Source organism: Aquipuribacter nitratireducens, from assembly GCF_037860835.1.
Taxonomy (GTDB): domain Bacteria; phylum Actinomycetota; class Actinomycetes; order Actinomycetales; family JBBAYJ01; genus Aquipuribacter; species Aquipuribacter nitratireducens.
In genome coordinates, this window is the sequence record NZ_JBBEOG010000010.1 from 56187 (window position 1) to 74873 (window position 18687).

Genomic DNA, 18687 nt, shown 5'->3' on the forward strand with positions numbered 1-18687 from the left:
CCCGTGCTCCGCTCAGGCGCCGGTCCTGGAGCGCGCGCGCGGTCGCGGCAGCGCGCCCCGCCACCCGAGCGGGGGGACGCTGCTGCCGCCGTCGCGGCGCAGCAGCCAGAGGTACGGCCCGACGAGCAGCCCCATCCCCACCAGGCCGTACGCGGCGACCACGGGCCGGTCGAAGAACGCGACGTTGGCGAGCCCGGAGCCGAGCCACGTCCACGCCAGCAGGAGCGCCGGCGCCGTCTCGTCGACCGCGCGGCGCGGGACGACGACGTCGAGCAGCGCGACCATCACGACCGCGACGAGCAGCCAGCCCGCGTAGTTCGTCAGCGGGATGCCGGGGACGCCGGGCAGCCCGGGCTCCGGCCGGTCGAAGACCCAGTGCCCCGCGGCGGTCATCTGCGGGTCGAGGTAGAGGTCCCACGAGGCGAGGGCCAGACCACCGAGCACGGCGGTGAGCGCGCGAGCGGGGAGCGTGCCCGGGGCTCGGCCGCGCGACGCGAGCAGGACCGCGCCGAGGCGCCGGCCGAGCAGGAGCGTCGGCCACGCCATCATCGTCCACGCGAGCGGGATGAGGACGGGCACGTCGAGCAGCTCCGGACCCAGCGTCCCCGTGTACTCGTAGGGACCGAACGGGACGCCCGTCGCGGTGCCGACGGCCTCCGCCAGGAGACCGACCCCCCCGGCGACGAGCAGCACGAGCACCGCGGCGCGGGCGCCGGTCGTCACCGCGGCGTGGGCGAGGCTCGCCGCGCAGAACAGCACGACGGTCGCCGTCGTCGAGGCGACGAGGGCGCGGCCGTCGAGGAGGGGGTAGCTCACCTGCACGAGGACGGTGAGCGCCGCGAGCGCGAGGGGGAGCCCGAGCGGGTGCAGGACCCCGCGGCGCAGGCGGCCCTCCTCCGCGTCCGGCATGCGCCCGATCGTAGACGGGGCCCTCGGCGGCGGGGACCTGCGGCCGGGTCAGCCGGAGGTCGGGTCGCCCGACACGACCGCGCTGCGTCCGCCCGTGAGCCGGACGAGCTCGTCGTGCGTGGTCGGGAAGACCGTGTGCGGGTGCCCGGCTGCCGCCCACAGCTCACCGAGGTGCGCGAGGTCGGCGTCGACGACGGTCGGCAGCTCGTGGGTGTGCCCGACCGGCGCGACACCGCCGATGACGAAGCCCGTCGCCTGCCGCACCAGGTCGGCGGGGGCCTTGCGGACCTCGGCGACGTCGAGCGCCTCCGCGAGCAGACCGGGGTCCACCCGGTGCCCGCCCGAGGCGAGGACGAGGACGGGGTAGGGGTCGGCGCCCCCGACCGCGTCGGGGCGGGGGTGCGCGACGAAGACGAGGGAGTTGGCGATCTGGGCGACCCCGACGCCGAGGCTCGCGGCCGCCTCCGCGGCCGTGCGGGCGCTCGTGTCGAGCACCTGGATGCGGTCGGCGGCGTCGTCGACGCCCGCGGCGTGCAGGGCGGCGCGCACCCGGCCGACGCCGGGGTGGGTGCTGAGGTCGAGCGGCTCGGTCACGAGGGGGAGCGTAGGGAACGTCGCCGCCGTGCCCGTGGTGCGGCCGTGGTGCGGCCGTGGTGCGGCCGGGGTCCCCCGCGGGTCGTCGGGGTGGGCGACACGCCGGAGCGGTGGACGGCGGCGGTCCCGCGACCTAGTCTTCGAACACGCGTTCGTTCGAACACAGTTTCGATCTTGTGATGGGTCAGGGGAGCGAGGAGGGCATCGTGCGACGGTACGACGAGCACGTCGAGGTGAGGACGACGGACCTCGGTGACGGGTCCGCGGGCCGGCCCGACGCCTTCATCTGGCGCGACCGGCTCCACGTCGTCACCGAGGTCCTCGCCACGTGGTCGGAGCGTGAGGCGTGGTGGGAGGTCGACGTGCGCCGCGGGGAGCCGGCGGCGTACGAGCGGACGGTGTGGCGGGTCGAGGCCGGCCCGGGTCGCTGGGCCGGCACCGGGGTGTACGACCTCGCGCTGACCGTCCCCGTCGGTCGGCCGGTCGCCCGACCCGTGCTCGCCGGGGCGGCCGTCGGCGGGCCGGTTCCCCGTGCCGGCGCGGGAGCTCCTGCCGGGACGCAGGGGGAGTGGGTGCTGCTGTGCCGGCTGGACTGAAGGTCCCGAGCGCGTCGGGCGCACCGGCCGCGCAGGCCGCACCGGAGGGGGAGGCGGTCCTGGTGCTGACCCGCCCGGCGCAGGCGAACGCCGCCGGGGTCGCGCTCCTCGACCGCGCCCGGGACGGCCTGCGCGCCGCCGCGGCCGAGCTCGACGCGGGCGCACGGTGGGGCGGGGCGCAGCTCGCCGCGCTGCGGGCGGCGACCGCGGTCCTCGCCGTCCGGGGCCGGCCGGGGCCCGCGCGGTCACGGCCCCGCAGCGTGTGGCACGTGCTGCCGCGGCTCGCGCCCGAGCTCACCGAGTGGGCCCAGTACCTCGGCGCCCTCGGCGGACCGGCCTCGCCCGCCCCTCCCGGCGTCGTCGGCCGCGGTGCGCGCGAGGCCGACGACCTGCTGCGGGACGCCGAGCGGTTCCTGCGCGCCGTCACCCGCTGCCTCGGCCTGCCGTGGCGGCCCGTGCTACCCGACGTCGTCCCCGCGTCCCGCTGAGCCCCGCCCCGCCGACCGCTCCCTCGACCACCTCGCCGACCACCTCGCCGACCACGTCCCCGGAGACCTCGACAGTGCCGTCCACGCCGACCTTCACCCACCTCCACGTGGCCTCCGGCTACTCGCTGCGCCACGGGGCCGCGACCCCGGCCGCGCTCGTGGCCCGGGCCGCGGAGCACGGCATGGACGCGCTCGCGCTCACCGACCGCGACGGCTGCTACGGGGCGGTGAAGTTCGCCGGGGCGTGCGCCGAGGCCGGGATCGACCCTCTCCTCGGCGTCGACCTCGCCGTCGAGCCGACCGGGGCGCTCGCCGGCCTCCCGGTGTGGGCCGACCCCGCGGGTCGGGTCCAGGGTCCGGGCCAGGGTGCGGCCCGGCGCCGCACCCCGGTCCGGGGCGGGGCGCAGGTCGACCCCCGCCACCCCCGCATCACGGTGCTCGCGCTCGCCGCCGACCCCGCGACGGGGCTGCCGGCCGCGGCCGGGTGGGCGCGGGTGTGCCGGCTCGTGTCGGCCACCCACGCCCGCGGCGAACGCGGCAGGCCGGTCGCCACCGAGGACCTGCTCGTGGCGCACTCCCGCGACCCGGGCACCGGGGCACCGGCGCTCGCGGTCCTGCTCGGGCCGCACTCCGAGGTCGGCCGCGCGGTGCTCGCCCGTCGCGACGACCTCGCCGTCCGGCTGCTGCGGGGCTGGGCCGCCCGGTTGCCGCCCGGCAGCCTGTTCGTCGAGGTCGTCCACCACCGCGCGCCCCGCGACGTCCCGGCGAGCCTCGGGCACGCCGCCCGCATGCTCGCCGTGGCCGACGCCGCGGGTGTGCCCGCCGTGCTCACCAACGCCGTCCGGCACGTCGAACCCGGCGGCGGGCTCACCGTCGACGTGCTCGACGCCGCCCGCCGGCTCGTCCGCCTCGACCCCCGCCACCTCGACCGCACCACGAGCGCCGGCTACCTCGCAGGCGCCGGGGAGATGACCGCCCGCGCCCGGGAGGTCGCCGACCTCGCCGCCGGACTGCCCGGCAGCCGCGACGGCAGCGGCGCCCGCACCGCCACCCGCCTGCTCGCGACGACCGCCGCCCTCGCCGACCGCTGCCGGCTCGACCCCGCCGCCGACCTGTCCGTGGGCTCGGTCCACCTGCCCGAGGCCGAGGTGCTCGGCCACGACGCCACGACCGACCTCCAGGCCGTCCTCGCCGCCCGCTGCCGCGAGGGCCTCGACCGGGCCTACGGCGGTCGCGGGGTGCCCACCCCCACCGGCCACGCGAGCCCGGCGGACATCGAGGCCCGCCTCGCCGACGAGCTCGCCGTCGTCGAGCAGCTCGGCTTCGCCGGCTACTTCCTCACCGTCGCCGAGGTCTGCGACCTCACCCGGTCCCTCGGCGTGCGGGTCGCCGCCCGGGGCTCCGGCGCCGGCAGCCTCGTCTGCCACGTCCTCGGCGTCTCCGGGGTCGACCCCGTCCGGTACGGGCTGCTCATGGAGCGGTTCCTGTCGCCGCTGCGGGCGTCCCTGCCCGACGTCGACGTCGACGTCGAGTCCGCGCGGCGCAAGGAGGTGTACGACGCCGTCCTCGCCCGCTTCGGCGCCGACCGGGTCACGTGCGTGTCGATGATGGACACCTACCGGGTGCGCCACGCCGTCCGGGACGTCGGCGCCGCGCTCGGCATGCCGCCCACGGAGGTCGACGCCATCGCGACGTCGTTCCCCCACATCCGCGCCCGGGACGCCCGCAAGGCGATCGAGGAGCTGCCGGAGCTGCGCGCGTCCGGTCTCGGCTCCGCCGACCTCGACGCGTTCTTCGACCTCGTCGAGTCCGTCGACGGCCTGCCCCGCCACATCGCGCTCCACCCGTGCGGGGTCGTCCTGTCCGACGCGGGCCTGCTCGACCGCACCCCGGTCGAGCCCAGCCACGAGGGCTACCCGATGACCCAGCTCGACAAGGACGACGTCGAGGAGGTCGGCCTGCTCAAGCTCGACGTCCTCGGCATCCGCATGCAGTCGGCCATGGCGCACGCGGTCGCCGAGGTCGCCCGCGTCGACGGCGAGCACGTCGACGTCGACGACCGCACCCAGGTGCCGCTCGACGACGACGACACCTACGCCCTCATCCGCTCCACCCGCACCCTCGGCTGCTTCCAGATCGAGTCGCCGGGCCAGCGGGAGCTCGTCGGCAAGTTCGCTCCCGAGACCTTCGAGGACGTCATCACCGACATCTCCCTGTTCCGGCCCGGTCCCGTGAAGTCCGACATGGTGACGCCCTTCCTGCGCGCCCGGCAGGGCTGGAACGCCCCCGAGTACCTCCACCCGGACCTCGAGCCCGTGCTCGCCGAGACCTACGGCGTCGTCGTGTTCCACGAGCAGGTCATCCGCATCGTCGCGGTCACCACCGGCTGCACGCTCGCGGAGGCCGACGAGGTCCGCCGCGCCATGGGCTCGACCGACGGGCAGGCCGCCGTCCGCGAGTGGTACGTGCCGACGGCCGTGCGCCGCGGCTACGACCCCGACACCGTGTCCCGGTTCTGGGAGGTGCTCAAGGCGTTCGCGTCGTTCGGGTTCTGCAAGGCCCACGCCGCCGCGTTCGCCCTGCCGACGTACCAGTCGGCGTGGCTCAAGCGGCACCACCCGGCCGCCTTCCTCGCCGGGGTCCTCACCCACGACCCCGGCATGTACCCCAAGCGCCTCGTGCTCGACGACGCCCGCCAGCTCGGCATCGCGGTGCTCGGCCTCGACGTCAACGCCTCCGACGGCACGTACCGGGTCGAGCGGGTCGCCCCCTGGGACGAGCCGCCGCCCGGCGTGCTGGGCGCACCGCCGCGCGAGGCCCCGCCCGAGGGCCTGCCCGACGCCCGCGGCTACGGCATCCGGCTGTCGCTCGCCGACGTCAAGGGCATCAGCGACGCCGAGGTCGAGCGGGTCGTCGCCGGTCGCCCGTACGGCTCCCTCGCCGACTTCTGGCACCGGGCGGGCGTGTCCCGGCCGGTCGCCGAGCGGCTCGTCGTGGCGGGCGCCTTCGACGAGCTGTACGGCCTCACCGGCCGCGTGCACCGCCCCGGCCCCGGCGGCGGCGCAGGCTACGCCGTCCCGACCCGACGGCGGGGCCGGGTCACCCGGCGGGACCTGCTCCTCCAGGTCGCCGAGCTCGACCGGTGGAGCCGGGCCGTCGGCGGGGCCCGGGGCGGGGGTGCGCGCAGGCGCCGCACGGCCGGCACGACGGCCGGCCACATGGCCGAGCACGAGGCGCCCCCGGCGGCCCAGCTCGCCCTCGACCTCGGCGACGCCCCCGACGAGACCGTCGGCACCGACCTGCCGGACATGACGAGCGCCGAGCGGGTCGTCGCCGAGCTCGACGTGCTCGGCCTCGACGCCTCCCGGCACGTCCTCGACTTCTACACCCCGCTGCTGGACGCGCTCGGGGTCACCCGCAGCCCGGACCTCGTCCGGCAGCGCAGCCGCAGCGAGCTGCTCGTCGCCGGGGTCAAGGTCGCCACGCAGACCCCGCCCATCCGCTCGGGGCGCCGGGTCGTGTTCCTCACCCTCGACGACGCGACGGGCGCGGTCGACGCCACCTTCTTCGAGGACGTCCAGGGGCCCTACGCCGCCACGGTGTTCCACTCGTGGCTGCTCCTGGTCCGGGGCGTGCTCCGCCGGACCGGTCCCCGGGGGGTGTCGCTGCGGGCGACCGGCGCGTGGGAGCTGCCGGTGCTGTGGCAGGCGTGGAAGGACGACGGGCTCGAGGCCGTCCGCGCCGTCCTCGACACCGTGCCCGCGGGCTTCGACCTCGAGGCGGGCGAGCTGGGCGGTGCGGTCGCCGGGGCGGCGGCGAGCCGGTCGAGCCGCCCGGTCATGGTGCGGCCCCCCGTCGGGACCATGGCGAGCACGGTCTCCCCGCCCTCCGGCACCGGTCCCGGCCGGGACGACGGGCTGGAGAACGCCGGTGGCATGGGCGGGTCCCGCCGTCGGGTGCTCGTCCACGCCAGCGGGTTCACCCAGTCCCCGTACGCCGACATCCGCCCCGCGGGGGTGAGCGGCCGGGAGCCCCGCAAGCTCGCCGAGGAGGCCGCCCGCGCCCAGCGCGAGCGGGGCTCGGGCTCCGCCCCGCGGCGGCTGTGGCACGCCAGTCCCGGGAGCTCCGGCCGGTGAGCGCGGCGCAGGCCCCGGCGTCGGCCCCGGCTCGTAGGCTGGGCCCGTGCCCGACCCCCACGCCCGCCGCGACCGCCGCTCCACCCGCGCCGGGCTGCGCGAGGCGGCCCTCGACCGCCTCATCGAGCCGCTCCTCACCGACGCGGGAGGGGCGGGTCCCGCGTTCGTCGTCGACCTCGGCGGCGGTGCCGGCACGCTGTCGGTCCGCCTGGCCGAGCACGGCCACGACGTCGTCGTCGTCGACCCCAGCCCGGACGCCCTCGCGGCCCTCGACCGCCGCGCCCGCGAGGCGGGGGTCGCCGAGCGGGTCCGCGGCCACCAGGGCGACGCCCGCCAGCTCGCGGGTCTGCTCGACCGTCCGGTCGACGTCCTGCTGTGCCACGACGTCCTCGAGCTGGTCGACGACCCCGCCGCCACCCTCCTCGACGTCGCGGCGGTCCTCCGTCCCGGTGGGGTCCTCAGCCTCCTCACGGCGCAGCGCAGCGGCGCCGCCGCGCTCCGCGCCGCCGCCGGTCGCGTCGAGGAGGCCCTCGCGGTGCTCTCCCACCCCGACGGGTGCACCGGCGCCGACGACCCCCTGCTGCGGCGCCTCGACGCGGCCACGACCGCGGAGCTGCTCGCGGCCGCCGGTCTCGACGTGGTCGCGGTCGTCGGCGTCCCCGTCCTCGCCGACCTCGTGCCGGAGGCCGTCCTCGACGCCGGGCCTCGCGTCCGCGAGGCGCTGCGGCAGCTGGAGGCGGCGGCGGGGGAGCACCCCGACCTGCGCGGTCTGGCCTCCCACCTGCACTGGCACGCCGTGCGCAGGGCGCCGGCCGGCTGAGGTGGCCCCGTGAGCCGGCGACAGGTCGGCAGGGCCGACGGCAGGGCCGCGGCGCTCGGCCTCTCGGGGGACGACACCGGCTGCACGGTGCTCCACGCCGACATGGACGCCTTCTACGCCGCCGTGGAGCTGCGGTCCCGCCCCGACCTCGTCGGGCAGCCCGTCATCGTCGGGGGCGGCACCCGCGGGGTCGTGCTGTCCGCGACGTACGAGGCCCGTCGCAGCGGCGTCCACGCCGCCATGCCGATGAGCCGCGCACGGCGGCTGTGCCCGCAGGCGGTCGTGCTCCAGCCGCACCACCACCTCTACGGCGAGGTGTCCCGCGGCGTCATGGAGGTCTTCCGCTCCGTCACCCCTGTCGTGGAGCCCCTGAGCCTCGACGAGGCGTTCCTCGACGTCTCGGGGGCGCTGCGTCGGCTCGGCAGCCCCACGGCCATCGCCACGCTCCTGCGCGACCGGATCGCCGACGAGCAGGGCGTCACGTGCTCGGTGGGGGTGGCGGCGAGCAAGTTCGTCGCGAAGCTCGCGAGCTCCGCCGCCAAGCCCGACGGCCTCCTGGTCGTCGGCGTCGCCGACACCGTGCCGTTCGTCCACTCCCTGCCGGTCGGCGACCTGTGGGGGGTGGGGCCCCGCACCCAGGAGGTCCTCGAGCGGCTGGGCCTGCGCACCGTCGCCGACCTCGCCCACACGCCCCTGCGGACCCTCGAACGGGCGGTCGGCGAGGCCCAGGGCCGACACCTCCACGAGCTCGCGTGGGGTCGCGACCCCCGCCGGGTCGTCCCGGAGACGCCGGGCAAGAGCATCGGCGCCGACGAGACGTTCGCGCGGGACGTCGACGACCCCCGGGTCGTCCACCGCGAGATCCTCCGGCTCTCGGAGCGGGTGGCCTCCCGGGTCCGCGCCGACGCGAAGGTCGGGCGCACCGTCGTGCTCAAGGTGCGCTTCGCCGACTTCACCACCATCACCCGCTCCCGCACCCTCCGGGCGCCCACCGACGTCTCCCGCGACGTCTACGCCGCCGCCGTCGGCGCCTACGACGCGCTCGGGCTCGACCGGGCCCGCATCCGGCTCGTCGGCGTCCGTCTCGAGGGCCTGCAGGACGCCGCCGTCGCCCCCGTCCAGATGGAGCTCGGCGCGCCCGAGAGCGGCTGGCGGGACGCCGAGCAGGCGGTCGACCGCCTGAGCAGGCGCTTCGGCGCGGGTGTCGTGCGGCCCGGCACGCTGGTCGACGGGCGTCGGCCCGGCTCCCCGGTGCGGGAGGGGGTCGACCAGGGCGGGTGAGGGCGACCGGCTGGGCGTGGTCCGGTGAGGTGGCCGGAACGGGCGGGTTACGGCCTGCTCCGAGCGGGTAGGAGATCCGCGGGCACTCCTCACGTGGCAGGCACGTTGTGCCGATGGGAAGGGTGAGGACGACCGGGTGTCGCGGGCTCCGGCCCGTGTCTAGACTTGGACGACAGATCGAGAGCCAGGAGGTCGACGGTGCCGCTCTCCGACCACGAGCAGAAGCTCCTTCAGCAGATGGAGCAGGCGCTGTACGCCGAGGACCCGAAGTTCGCCACGACCCTGACAGGGCGGGGCCGGGGAGTCGGCAGCCTCTCCCGTGCGCTCGTGGGCCTCGGCTCCGTCGTCGTCGGTCTCACCCTCGTCATCGTCGGCATCGCCGCCGGCCCCCTGCTGTGGGTGAGCGTCATCGGCTTCGTCGTCATGTTCGGTGGTGTCGTCTTCGCCGTCGCGGCACCGGCCCGCACCGCCGGTTCCCGCAGCAGCACACCCTCGCGTCGCCCCGGCTCGTCCGGCCAGGGCCGCGGTCGCTCGTCCTTCGTGCAGCGGATGGAGGAGCGCTGGGAGCGCCGCTCGGAGGGCGGCGGCTACTGAGCCGGAGCCCGACGGGCTCGACGCGCTAGACCCCGACGGTCGGGCGACCACTCCCGGTCGACCCGGCCGTCCCGGCGGTCGCGGCGAGGTCGGGCGACGGCGTCGGGAACCACGTCGCCGACCACCGTGCCCGCCGCGGGAGGCGGTTCCGGACAGCCGCGAGCACGGCGGCCACGTCGTCGTCCAGGCCGTCGGCGGGAGCCGGCTCGGGCGCGTAGAGCGCGCGCTCCCACGCCTCCACGAGCCGTGACAGCGACGCCAGCGCCTCGCCGTCGGCGGGGTCGTCGCCGTCGATCCGCTGCGTCGACCGGAGCCGTGCCGCCTGCTCCCGTGCCGTGGCACCGGACGGCAGGGCGTCGAGGTCCGCGAGCCGCTCGAGCAGCTCCGTCCACGCCACCACCGCCAGCCGCGCCGCGTCACCGTCGGCCTCGCGCCGCCGGCGCCACGCGCGCAGGGCACGCCACCCGCGCGGCACGGCGAGGAGCAGTCCCACGGCGAGGAGGACGAGCAGGAGGACCGCAGCGTCCGCGGCGAGGCCCCGGACCCGGTCCCACAGGTCGCGGCCGGCCTCGGCGCCCGGCTGCTGCGCGGCGCTCTCGTCGGGCCCCAGCTGCTCCGGCAGGGCTGCGGGGGCGGACGGCGTCGCCGCGTCGGGGACCGCCGGGTCGGACTCCGGCACGGCCCACGAGGGCGGCGCCCCGGTGCGGCCGGCCGGGGTCGGCTCGAAGCGCACCCAGCCCACGCCGTCGAAGTAGAGCTCCGGCCAGGCGTGGGCGTCGTCGGCGCGGATCTCCCACTGGCCCGGCTCGACCTCCTCGCCCGGCAGGAACCCGACCGCCACCCGCGCCGGGATGCCGAGGGAGCGCGACATGAGCGCCATGGTCGAGGCGAACTGCACGCAGTACCCGCGCCTGTCCTCGAGGAACGCCTCGACGGCGTCACGGTCGGTGGTCGTCGGGGCGTCGAGGGAGTACGTGAAGCCGCCGAAGTTGCGGAACCACTGCTGGAGGGCGAGCGCCTGGCCGTACGGGCTCGTCTCGTCCGCCGTCACGCGCTCCGCCTCACCGACGACGACCTCGCTGACACCCTCCGGCAGGGTCGTCCACGTCGGGTCCGTCCCGGCGGTGGTGGCGGTCGCCAGCTGCGCGGCGTCCGGGCTGATGTCGTACGACGTCACGGAGTACGCCAGACCCTCCGTGGTCCCGGTGGTCGACAGGACGTTGAGGGTGCGCGGGTCGTAGAGCCACGTCCCCTCGACGTCGACCTGCGCCGGCGGGTACGGCAGGGGGAGGAAGGTCTGCGCGAGCCCGCCGACCGACAGGGACGTGCTCACCCGGTCAGCGGCGCCGAGCACCTCCGCCGTGGCGCCCGGTGGGCTCGGCAGGCCGCCGGAGACCGCCTGGTCCGCCGAGGGGGCGACCGGCGACGGCCCCCACACGGCGCCGTCGAAGGTGTCGGCCGTCACGATGCGCAGGGGGTCGGGGTCGTCGTCGGTCGTGGCGTACCGGATGACGACGGTGTCGTCCTGCTCCTCGAGGTCCTCCCGGATGTCGAGGAACGGGTTGACGGCGGTCGCGCCGCCCCCGCCCTCGCCGAAGCGCTCGTCGACCACCTGCTGGAGCCGGTCCGCGGACGCCCCGGGCACGAGGGCCGGCACGAGGGCGCCCACCCCGACCGCCACGGCCGCCGTCACGGCCGCGACGCGGACGAGGTGCTCGGTGACCCCGGACGGGACGGCGGTGCCGCCGGCGCCGCGGCGGCCGAGGACCTGCCCCCACGCCGCGAGGCGCCGGTCGGCGTCGGTGAGAGCCATCGCGAGGTAGCCCGCCGCGGCCGAGAGGTAGCCGAGCAGCCCGATCCCGCCGGGCGACAGGGCCGTCGCGACGCACACGACGAGCAGCAGGGGGAGCCCCGCGGCGCCGGGGCGGCGCAGGGGCCCGGCGACGAGCACGGTGGCGACGGCGACGAGGGCGGCCGCCACCGTCAGCAGGGCGACGACGGGCCCGTCGACCGGTGCGGGCGCGACGACGACCTGCGACGTCTCGACCCCACGGGCCACGAGCAGGCCGAGCGCCTCGACCGAGCGGCGGGTCGGCAGGAAGCCCCCGAGGGCCGCCTGCGACGGCACGAGCAGCGCCGTCGTGATGACGAGCGCGGCGAGCAGCGTCGCGGGGACGGCGGTCCAGCGGGGCAGGCCCGCGAGCGCGACGCCCGCTGCGGCGAGCGACACGGCCGCGACGACGAGGACGACCGGCTGCAGCCACGTCCGGTCCGCCAGCAGCGGGGCGAGCACGAGCAGCGTCATGACGGTGGCGGCGCCCGCGAGGAGCGCGGCCCGCAGGTCGCGGCTCACGCGAGCACCCCCGCGCCTGCACCGAGCCGCTCCCAGACCTCGCCGAGGGGCTCGCCCCGCCGCCACACCGCGACGCGCCACCCGGCGTCGCCGAGCCGTCCGACGGCCGCCTCGCGCTGCTGGTCGAGGAGCCGGGCGCGCCCCGGCGACAGCTCCTCCCACGAGGTCGTGTCGCAGACGACCGCCGCCCGCACGGCCTCGCGCGCGGTGCCGGCGAGCAGCTCGGCGTCCTCGACGCTGACCTCGCCGAGCAGGGCGACGACGGTGGACGGCGCGCAGCGGGGGAGCACCTCGACCGCGTCGTCGAGCAGCTCGGGCCCGCCCGCGCGCACGACGGCGAGCCGGTCGAGGGCCTCCTCGACCGGGTCGTCGTCCGCGACGTCGCGGTGCGCGGTGTCGTGCGAGCCCACGGCGGGCTCCTGGCCGTCCCCGAGGAGCACGACGCGCTGGCCCGCCTCCGAGGCGTGGACCGCGACGGACGCGGCGGCGCTCACGAGCGCCTCGAGCGAGGAGTCGTCGCCCGCCCCCCGCTGGGCGTCGGCGCGGGCGTCGAGGACGACGACGGCGTTGTGGTCCTGGGGGTGCTGGTCGGGGCGGACCATGAGCTCGCCCCTGCGCGCGGTCGTCGGCCAGTGGACGCGTCGCAGGTCGTCGCCCTGGCGGTACTCCCGCACGGCGAGGTCGGCGTCCCCGGCGACACCCGCGCCCCCGAGGTCGGAGTCACCGCCGCGCCCGCTGCGGCGGACCGGCAGGACGGCGGGCAGCTCGACCGCGACGGGCCTGACGAGCAGCTCGTCGACGCTCGTCGCCTCCCACGTGCGCTCGACGAGCCCGAAGGGCTCGACGCTCACGAGGCGGGCGGGGCCGATCGCGAAGCGCCCGCGGCGGGCGGCGACGAGCCGGTAGGCGACGCGGGCGCTCTCCCGCGGCCGCAGCGGCGGCAGCACGACACGCGTCGAGGCGACGAGCCCCGGCGGCAGGGCGTCCTCGAGCAGGAGCACCGGGGTGCGACCGTCCGCCCGGTTGACGACCTCGACGTGGACCTCCACCTGCTGGCCGACGCTGCCGCGCGGCGGCTCGGTCGAACGGGTCACCCCCAGGTGGAGCCGCTGCGCGGCCATGACGACGACGACCACGACGGGCAGGACGGCGAGCAGCGCCGCGACGCGCACGAGGTCCGACTGCCCGAGGACCAGGGCGCAGCCGAACGCCACGGCGCCCGCGGTGAGGAACGACGTCCCCCGGGCGGTGAGCCCCGCCCAGGACGAGCGGAGGTCCGTCCAGCGCACGGCGGCCACGCCCCGGCGGCTCAGCCGCGCGCGCCCGGCGCGGCGGTCTGCGCGACGACGTCCGCGACCACCGCCGCGGTGTCCCGACGGGCACTGCGACCGCGGGCGCTGACGAGCAGCCGGTGCGCGAGCACGGGACCGGCGAGCGCCTTGACGTCGTCGGGGAGGACGTGGTCGCGGCCCTGCAGCGCCGCCAGCGCCCGCCCCGCCCGGACCAGCTGGAGTCCGGCGCGCGGGGACGCGCCGAGGCGCAGGTCGGGGTGGCGGCGGGTCGCGCCGACGAGATCGAGCACGTAGCGGCGGAGCGCGTCCGACACGTGGACGGTGCGGACCGCCGAGATCGCGCGGCGGACCGTGTCGGCGTCCGCCACCGGCTGCAGGAGCTCGAGCGGGTCGGCGTGGACGTGGGTGCCGAGCAGCTGCAGCTCGTCGGCCTCGCGGGGGTAGCCCATCGCGACGCGGGCCATGAAGCGGTCGCGCTGGGCCTCCGGGAGCGGGTAGGTGCCGTCCATCTCCACGGGGTTCTGCGTCGCGACGACGAGGAACGGCGGGGGCAGCGGGTACGTGCTGCCGTCGACCGTCACCTGCTGCTCCTCCATGGACTCCAGCAGGGCCGACTGGGTCTTGGGCGACGCGCGGTTGATCTCGTCCCCGATGACGACGTTCGCGAAGACCGCCCCCGGACGGAACTCGAAGTCGCCGCGCTCCTGGTTCCAGATGCTGACGCCGGTGACGTCGCTCGGGAGCAGGTCGGGGGTGAACTGGATGCGGCGCACCGAGCAGTCGATGCTGCGGGCCAGGGCCTTCGCCAGCAGCGTCTTGCCGACGCCCGGCACGTCCTCCACCAGCAGGTGGCCCTCGGCGAGCAGCGCGACGAGCGCGACGTCCACCACCTCGTCCTTGCCCACGACGACCTGCCGGACCGCGGCCCGGACCGCGCCCGCGGTCGCCGCCGCCTCCGCCAGCGTCGGCGCCTGCCCCTCCACCGTCGTCATCGACCCTCCGTCGTCGGCTGCTGGCGAGGATCGTCGCACGTCGCGCGTGCCGCCCACGAGGCGACGGCGGTGCCCCGCGGCTCCTCGACCCTCCACATCGCTCCACCAGGGGCGCAGCAGGCGGTCCCGCGAGCCTCCCGGCGGCTCCCGGGCCAGGTCGCGGCCGGAACTCGTGCGTCGCCCGGAGCCGGGCGCGGGGCCGTCCGCGTCGATCCCGAGATTGGCCGAGTGACGCGTGACCAGGACCGATGTCGACGCCGCTCAAGTCGGTGGAGGAGATGACCGACGAAGTGGAGGAAAGTGGAGTAGCGTGGAGCCCGGTGGCGACCACCGGCGGCGCGGAGAGGAGGGCCGATGTTCCTCGGCACGTTCTCCCCGCGTCTCGACGAGAAGAACCGGCTGATCCTCCCCGCGAAGTGGCGGCCGTCCTTCGAGAGCGGGATCGTCCTCACCCGCGGGCAGGAGCGGTGCGTGTTCGCCTTCCCGCGAGCCGCGTTCGAGTCGGTCGTCGACGAGCTCTCGGGCGCGCCGCTCACCAACAAGGACGCCCGCGAGTACTCGCGCATGCTGCTGGCCGGCGCGCAGGACGAGGTGCCGGACAAGCAGGGCCGCATCACCGTCGCGCCCCTGCTGCGCGAGTACGCGGGCCTCACCCGCGACCTCGCCGTGCTCGGTGTCGGGCGCCGGCTCGAGATCTGGGACGCCGCCACCTGGCAGGGCCTGCAGGCCGCGGGGGAGCAGGCCTTCGCCGAGCGGGACACCGAGATCGTGCCGGGTGTGCTGTGAGCGCCGCGCCCGCCGCCCCGCTCGCCGCCGGGACCACCGCCACCCGCCTCCACTCCACCTCCCTCCACCGTCCCGCGCGGCCTCTCGTCGCCGCGGCCGTCCTGGCGCACCTTCCCCGGTGCCAGGCCGTGCCGCGGCGACGGGGGACCACGCCGGACGGCACGACCCGCACCCGCACCCACCACGCACGCCCGGAGGAGCCGATGGAGCCGAACCCCGGAGGGACGGGCGAGGCGTCGCACGTGCCCGTCCTCCTCCAGCGCTGCGTCGACCTGCTCGTCCCCGCGCTCCACGGTCCCGCTGCCACGGGGACCGTCCTCGTCGACGGCACCCTCGGGCTCGGCGGCCACACGGCCGCCCTGCTCGCGGCGGCGCCCGGCGCGCGGGCCGTCGGCGTCGACCGCGACCCGCTCGCCCTCGCGGAGGCCGGACGCCGCCTCGCCCGCCGCGGGCTGGCCGACCGGGTGACGCTCGTGCAGGCCGTCCACGACGAGGTCGACCGCGTGTGCGGGGCCGCGGGGGTCGACGAGGTCGACGCCGTCCTCCTCGACCTCGGGGTCTCCTCCATGCAGCTCGACCTCGACGAGCGCGGCTTCTCCTACGCCCGTGACACGCCGCTCGACATGCGGATGGGCACGACGGGACCGACCGCGGCCGACGTCCTCAACACCTACGACGAGCGCCGCCTCGCCCGCATGATGCGGACCCACGCCGACGAGCGCTTCGCCGACCGGATCGCGCGGGCCGTGGTCGCGGAGCGGGACCGGGAGCCCTTCACGACGAGCGGACGCCTCGTCGAGCTCGTGTACGCGGCGGTGCCCGCAGCGGCCCGCCGCACCGGCGGCCACCCGGCGAAGCGCCTGTTCCAGGCGCTCCGCATCGAGGTCAACGACGAGATCGCGGGTCTCGAGCGCGCCCTGCCGGCCTGGCTGGACCGGCTGCGCCCCGGCGGGCGGCTCGTCGTCCTCTCCTACCACTCCGGCGAGGACCGCGTGACGAAGCGGGCGTTCGCCCGGGTGACGACGGTCGACGTCCCTCCCGGTCTGCCCGTCGAACCGACCCCCGCCCCCTACGAGCTGCTCGTCCGCGGCGCCGAGAAGGCCCCGGTCCACGAGGTCGACCGCAACCCGCGCGCCGCGTCCGTCCGGCTGCGCGCCGTCGAGAGGAGGCGCCCGTGAGCGCCCAGGCCGCCGCCGCACGACCCGTGGCCCGTCCGGCACGACCCGCCGCACGGCCGGGCACCCGACCCGCGGCCCGGCCCTCGGGCCGGGCCGGGGCGCCCGAGAGGACCCCGCAGCAGGCGCCGGGGCTCCGGGTGCTCGTGCGGCCGGAGGTCGGGCCGCGCCGACTGGGCTTCGCGCTCACGTGCACGGGCCTGCTCGGCCTCCTCATGCTCGCCCTCCTGCTGCTCAACGTCGCGATCTCCGCCAACGCGTTCGCCCTCGCCGACCTGCAGCAGCAGCGGACCGTGCTCGCCGAGCAGCGGCAGTCCCTCGAGCAGCAGGTGCTCCTCGCGGAGTCGCCCGGCGCGCTGGCCGACCGCGCCCGTGCGCTCGGGATGGCCCCGGCGCCGCATCCCGTGGTGCTCGCCCCCGACGGCACCGGCGCGCCCCCGCTCACCAGCGACGACTGACCCGTACGGTCCCGTCACGGCTCGTGCCGGGATCGCTACGACACGCGACGACCGAACGACCGAACGACCTGACGACGACGAGCCGAGACAGCAGGGAAGGCAGGTGCGGGGATGGCCCGACGACCGCCCGGGACCCCGCGAGACGGGCGCACCCCGTCGCGCGGGCGGCCGGTCGAGGCGCGTGGGGCGACGAGCACCCGCACCACCGGCGGCCGTCCGACCCGTCCGACGGCCCGCACGGGGCCGCGGGCGACGCCGTCGGGGACGACCCACCCGACCAGCACGAGCCGCCCCACCCGCCCGGCCCCCCCGGCCCGGCGACCCGTACCCCGGCAGACCGCCGGGGCGTCGTCGCGCCCCGCGGCGCCCGCCGCCGTCCGCCCGGTCGCCCGGCCCGCGTCCCGCGCGCCCCGGACCGGCCGGCGCCGGCTGCGGCTGCGGGTGGTGCTGCTCGTCGTGTGCGTCGTCGCGAGCCTCTACGCGGGGCGCCTGTTCGAGATCCAGGGCGTGCAGTCCCGGACCCTCGCCGCCGACGCCCTCGAGCTGCGTCTGCGGACGACGCCGCTGCTCGCCCACCGGGGCGACGTCGTCGACCGCAACGGCGCCGTGCTCGCGACGACGGTCGAGCGGCGCCACGTCACCGTCGACCAGACGCTCGTCGCCGACTACGTCGACCCCGACGACCCGCGGCGCGCGGGCCCGCGCGCCGCCGCGGCCCGGCTGTCACCCGTCCTCGGGATCGACGTGCCGACGCTCACCGAGCGGCTCGACGGTGACGCGCGCTTCGGCTACGTCGCGAAGGACGTCGAGCCCGAGGTGTGGCGCGAGGTCGCCGCGCTGCGCATCACCGGGCTGTTCAGCGAGCAGGCGAGCCGCCGCACCTACCCCGGCGGCGGCACGGCCGGTGGGGTCCTCGGCTTCGTCGGGGACGACGGCCACGGGCTGGCCGGGCTCGAGCTGCTGCTCGAGGACGACCTCGCGGGCGAGGACGGCCACCTGCGCTACGAGGTGAGCGGCGAGAGCCGCTCCGCCCGACCCATCCCCGGCGGCACCACGGAGGAGCAGGCACCCGTCGACGGCTCCGACGTCGTCCTCACCCTCGACCGCGACCTGCAGTACATCGCCGAGCAGGCCCTCGCGGACGTCGTCCGCACGTCGGGCGCGGAGTCGGCGACCGCGGTCGCCGGTCGCGTCGGCACGGGGGAGCTGCTCGTCCTCGCCAACGCGCCGGGCGTCGACCCCAACCGCCCGGGCGCCAGCGACACCGCGGACCGCGGCAACCGCGCCGTCACCGAGGTGTTCGAGCCGGGCTCGACGTCGAAGGTCATCACGCTCGCCGCCGCCCTCGAGGAGGGGCTGGTGGAGCCGGAGTCCCGCTTCGAGGTCGCCGACGCCATCGTCGCCGGGGGCACGCGCTTCAAGGACTCCCACTCCCACCCCGTCGAGCGGCTGACCACGGCCGGCGTGCTCGCGGAGTCGAGCAACACCGGGACCATCCAGGTGGGCGACGCCATGACCAACGACCAGCTGCACGCGTGGTTCAGCGCCTTCGGCTACGGCCGCCCCACCGGGCTCGGGCTGCCCGGGGAGTCCCCCGGCCTGCTCGCCGACCCGGACACGTGGTCCGGGTCCCAGCGCTACACCGTGATGTTCGGGCAGGGCGTGAGCGTCAACAGCGTCCAGATCGCCTCGGTCTTCCAGACCATCGCCAACGACGGGGTCCGGGTCGAGCCGTCGGTCGTCGCGGGCGTCCGGGAGGGCGACGGCACGCTCGTGCCGCGCCCGACCGGGCAGGCGGAGCGCGTCCTGTCGGAGCAGACGGCCGGGTCCCTCACCCGCATGCTCGAGTCGGCGGTGTCCGGCGAGATCGGGACCGGCAGCAACGCCGCCGTGCCGGGGTACCGGGTCGCGGGCAAGACGGGTACCGCGCAGCGCTACGACGCCGCGTGCGGCGGCTACTGCGGCTACACCGCCTCGTTCGTCGGGTTCGCGCCGGTGGACGACCCCCAGGTGTTCCTCGCCGTCATGGTCCAGGACCCCGCCCGGGGCAAGTTCGGCGGCCAGCTCGCCGCGCCGGTCTTCAAGACCGTCATGGGCGCGGCCCTCGCGGCCGAGGGCGTGCCGCCGAGCACCGGCGAACCGACCCCCTACGCCCTGACCTGGTGAGCGCCGTGACGACCGTCGCCCCACCGGCGGACGGTAGCCTCCGGCGC

At 77.1% G+C, this 18687-nt stretch carries 15 protein-coding genes; 10 read left to right on the forward strand and 5 right to left on the reverse strand.

From position 1 onward, the window contains the following. Positions 1 to 12 precede the first annotated feature (12 nt). Positions 13 to 909, reverse strand: coding sequence for a carotenoid biosynthesis protein (locus WAB14_RS15965; RefSeq protein ID WP_340271271.1), 897 nt, complete (start codon positions 907 to 909; stop codon positions 13 to 15). Positions 910 to 957: 48 nt separating this feature from the next. Further along, positions 958 to 1503: a YbaK/EbsC family protein gene (locus WAB14_RS15970; RefSeq protein WP_340271272.1), complete on the reverse strand. Its 546-nt coding sequence runs from the start codon at positions 1501 to 1503 to the stop codon at positions 958 to 960. Between the two features lie 206 nt (positions 1504 to 1709). Here WAB14_RS15970 and WAB14_RS15975 point away from each other — a divergent pair, with 206 nt between their 5' ends. The 6 genes from WAB14_RS15975 to WAB14_RS16000 all read left to right on the forward strand — a co-directional run bounded on the left by WAB14_RS15975 (position 1710) and on the right by WAB14_RS16000 (position 9418). Further along, entirely contained in the window at positions 1710 to 2099 is a 390-nt protein-coding gene (locus WAB14_RS15975; protein WP_340271273.1) for a DUF6504 family protein, read from the forward strand. Further along, positions 2084 to 2587, forward strand: a complete 504-nt coding sequence (locus WAB14_RS15980; protein ID WP_340271274.1) for an SAV_6107 family HEPN domain-containing protein — start codon at positions 2084 to 2086, stop codon at positions 2585 to 2587. The genes WAB14_RS15975 and WAB14_RS15980 overlap by 16 nt, the downstream gene beginning before the upstream one ends. Positions 2588 to 2661: 74 nt before the next feature. After that, entirely contained in the window at positions 2662 to 6723 is a 4062-nt protein-coding gene (locus WAB14_RS15985) for a DNA polymerase III subunit alpha (protein WP_340271275.1), read from the forward strand. A 46-nt stretch (positions 6724 to 6769) separates the two neighbouring features. After that, positions 6770 to 7543 carry a class I SAM-dependent methyltransferase gene (locus tag WAB14_RS15990; protein ID WP_340271276.1) on the forward strand — a complete coding sequence of 258 codons (774 nt, stop codon included), beginning with the start codon at positions 6770 to 6772 and terminating at the stop codon, positions 7541 to 7543. 9 nt (positions 7544 to 7552) lie between these two features. Continuing rightward, complete coding sequence (dinB, locus tag WAB14_RS15995; RefSeq protein ID WP_340271277.1) at positions 7553 to 8824, forward strand: DNA polymerase IV; 1272 nt, start codon at positions 7553 to 7555, stop codon at positions 8822 to 8824. Between the two features lie 198 nt (positions 8825 to 9022). Continuing rightward, positions 9023 to 9418 (forward strand): DUF3040 domain-containing protein, encoded by a 396-nt coding sequence (locus tag WAB14_RS16000; RefSeq protein WP_340271278.1) that lies wholly within the window; start codon positions 9023 to 9025, stop codon positions 9416 to 9418. Between the two features lie 25 nt (positions 9419 to 9443). Here WAB14_RS16000 and WAB14_RS16005 read toward each other — a convergent pair whose 3' ends face one another. The 3 genes from WAB14_RS16005 to WAB14_RS16015 are packed head-to-tail and all read right to left on the reverse strand — an operon-like array spanning position 9444 to position 14055. After that, positions 9444 to 11771 carry a transglutaminase TgpA family protein gene (locus WAB14_RS16005; protein ID WP_340271279.1) on the reverse strand — a complete coding sequence of 776 codons (2328 nt, stop codon included), beginning with the start codon at positions 11769 to 11771 and terminating at the stop codon, positions 9444 to 9446. Further along, positions 11768 to 13069, reverse strand: a complete 1302-nt coding sequence (locus WAB14_RS16010) for a DUF58 domain-containing protein (protein WP_340271280.1) — start codon at positions 13067 to 13069, stop codon at positions 11768 to 11770. Before WAB14_RS16010 ends, WAB14_RS16005 begins: the two co-directional genes overlap by 4 nt. 11 nt (positions 13070 to 13080) lie before the next feature. Beyond that, positions 13081 to 14055: an AAA family ATPase gene (locus WAB14_RS16015; RefSeq protein ID WP_340271281.1), complete on the reverse strand. Its 975-nt coding sequence runs from the start codon at positions 14053 to 14055 to the stop codon at positions 13081 to 13083. 354 nt (positions 14056 to 14409) lie between these two features. Between WAB14_RS16015 and mraZ the strand changes: the two genes are divergently transcribed. The 4 genes from mraZ to WAB14_RS16035 all read left to right on the forward strand — a co-directional run bounded on the left by mraZ (position 14410) and on the right by WAB14_RS16035 (position 18640). Continuing rightward, positions 14410 to 14841, forward strand: coding sequence for a division/cell wall cluster transcriptional repressor MraZ (mraZ, locus tag WAB14_RS16020; protein WP_340271282.1), 432 nt, complete (start codon positions 14410 to 14412; stop codon positions 14839 to 14841). Positions 14842 to 15044: 203 nt separating this feature from the next. Next, the gene (gene rsmH, locus WAB14_RS16025) at positions 15045 to 16019 is read left to right on the forward strand and encodes a 16S rRNA (cytosine(1402)-N(4))-methyltransferase RsmH (protein WP_340271344.1); all 975 of its coding nucleotides are present in this window, start codon (positions 15045 to 15047) and stop codon (positions 16017 to 16019) included. After that, positions 16016 to 16474 (forward strand): cell division protein FtsL, encoded by a 459-nt coding sequence (gene ftsL, locus WAB14_RS16030; RefSeq protein ID WP_340271283.1) that lies wholly within the window; start codon positions 16016 to 16018, stop codon positions 16472 to 16474. Before rsmH ends, ftsL begins: the two co-directional genes overlap by 4 nt. A gap of 441 nt (positions 16475 to 16915) precedes the next feature. Beyond that, positions 16916 to 18640, forward strand: coding sequence for a peptidoglycan D,D-transpeptidase FtsI family protein (locus tag WAB14_RS16035; RefSeq protein ID WP_340271284.1), 1725 nt, complete (start codon positions 16916 to 16918; stop codon positions 18638 to 18640). Positions 18641 to 18687 lie beyond the last annotated feature (47 nt).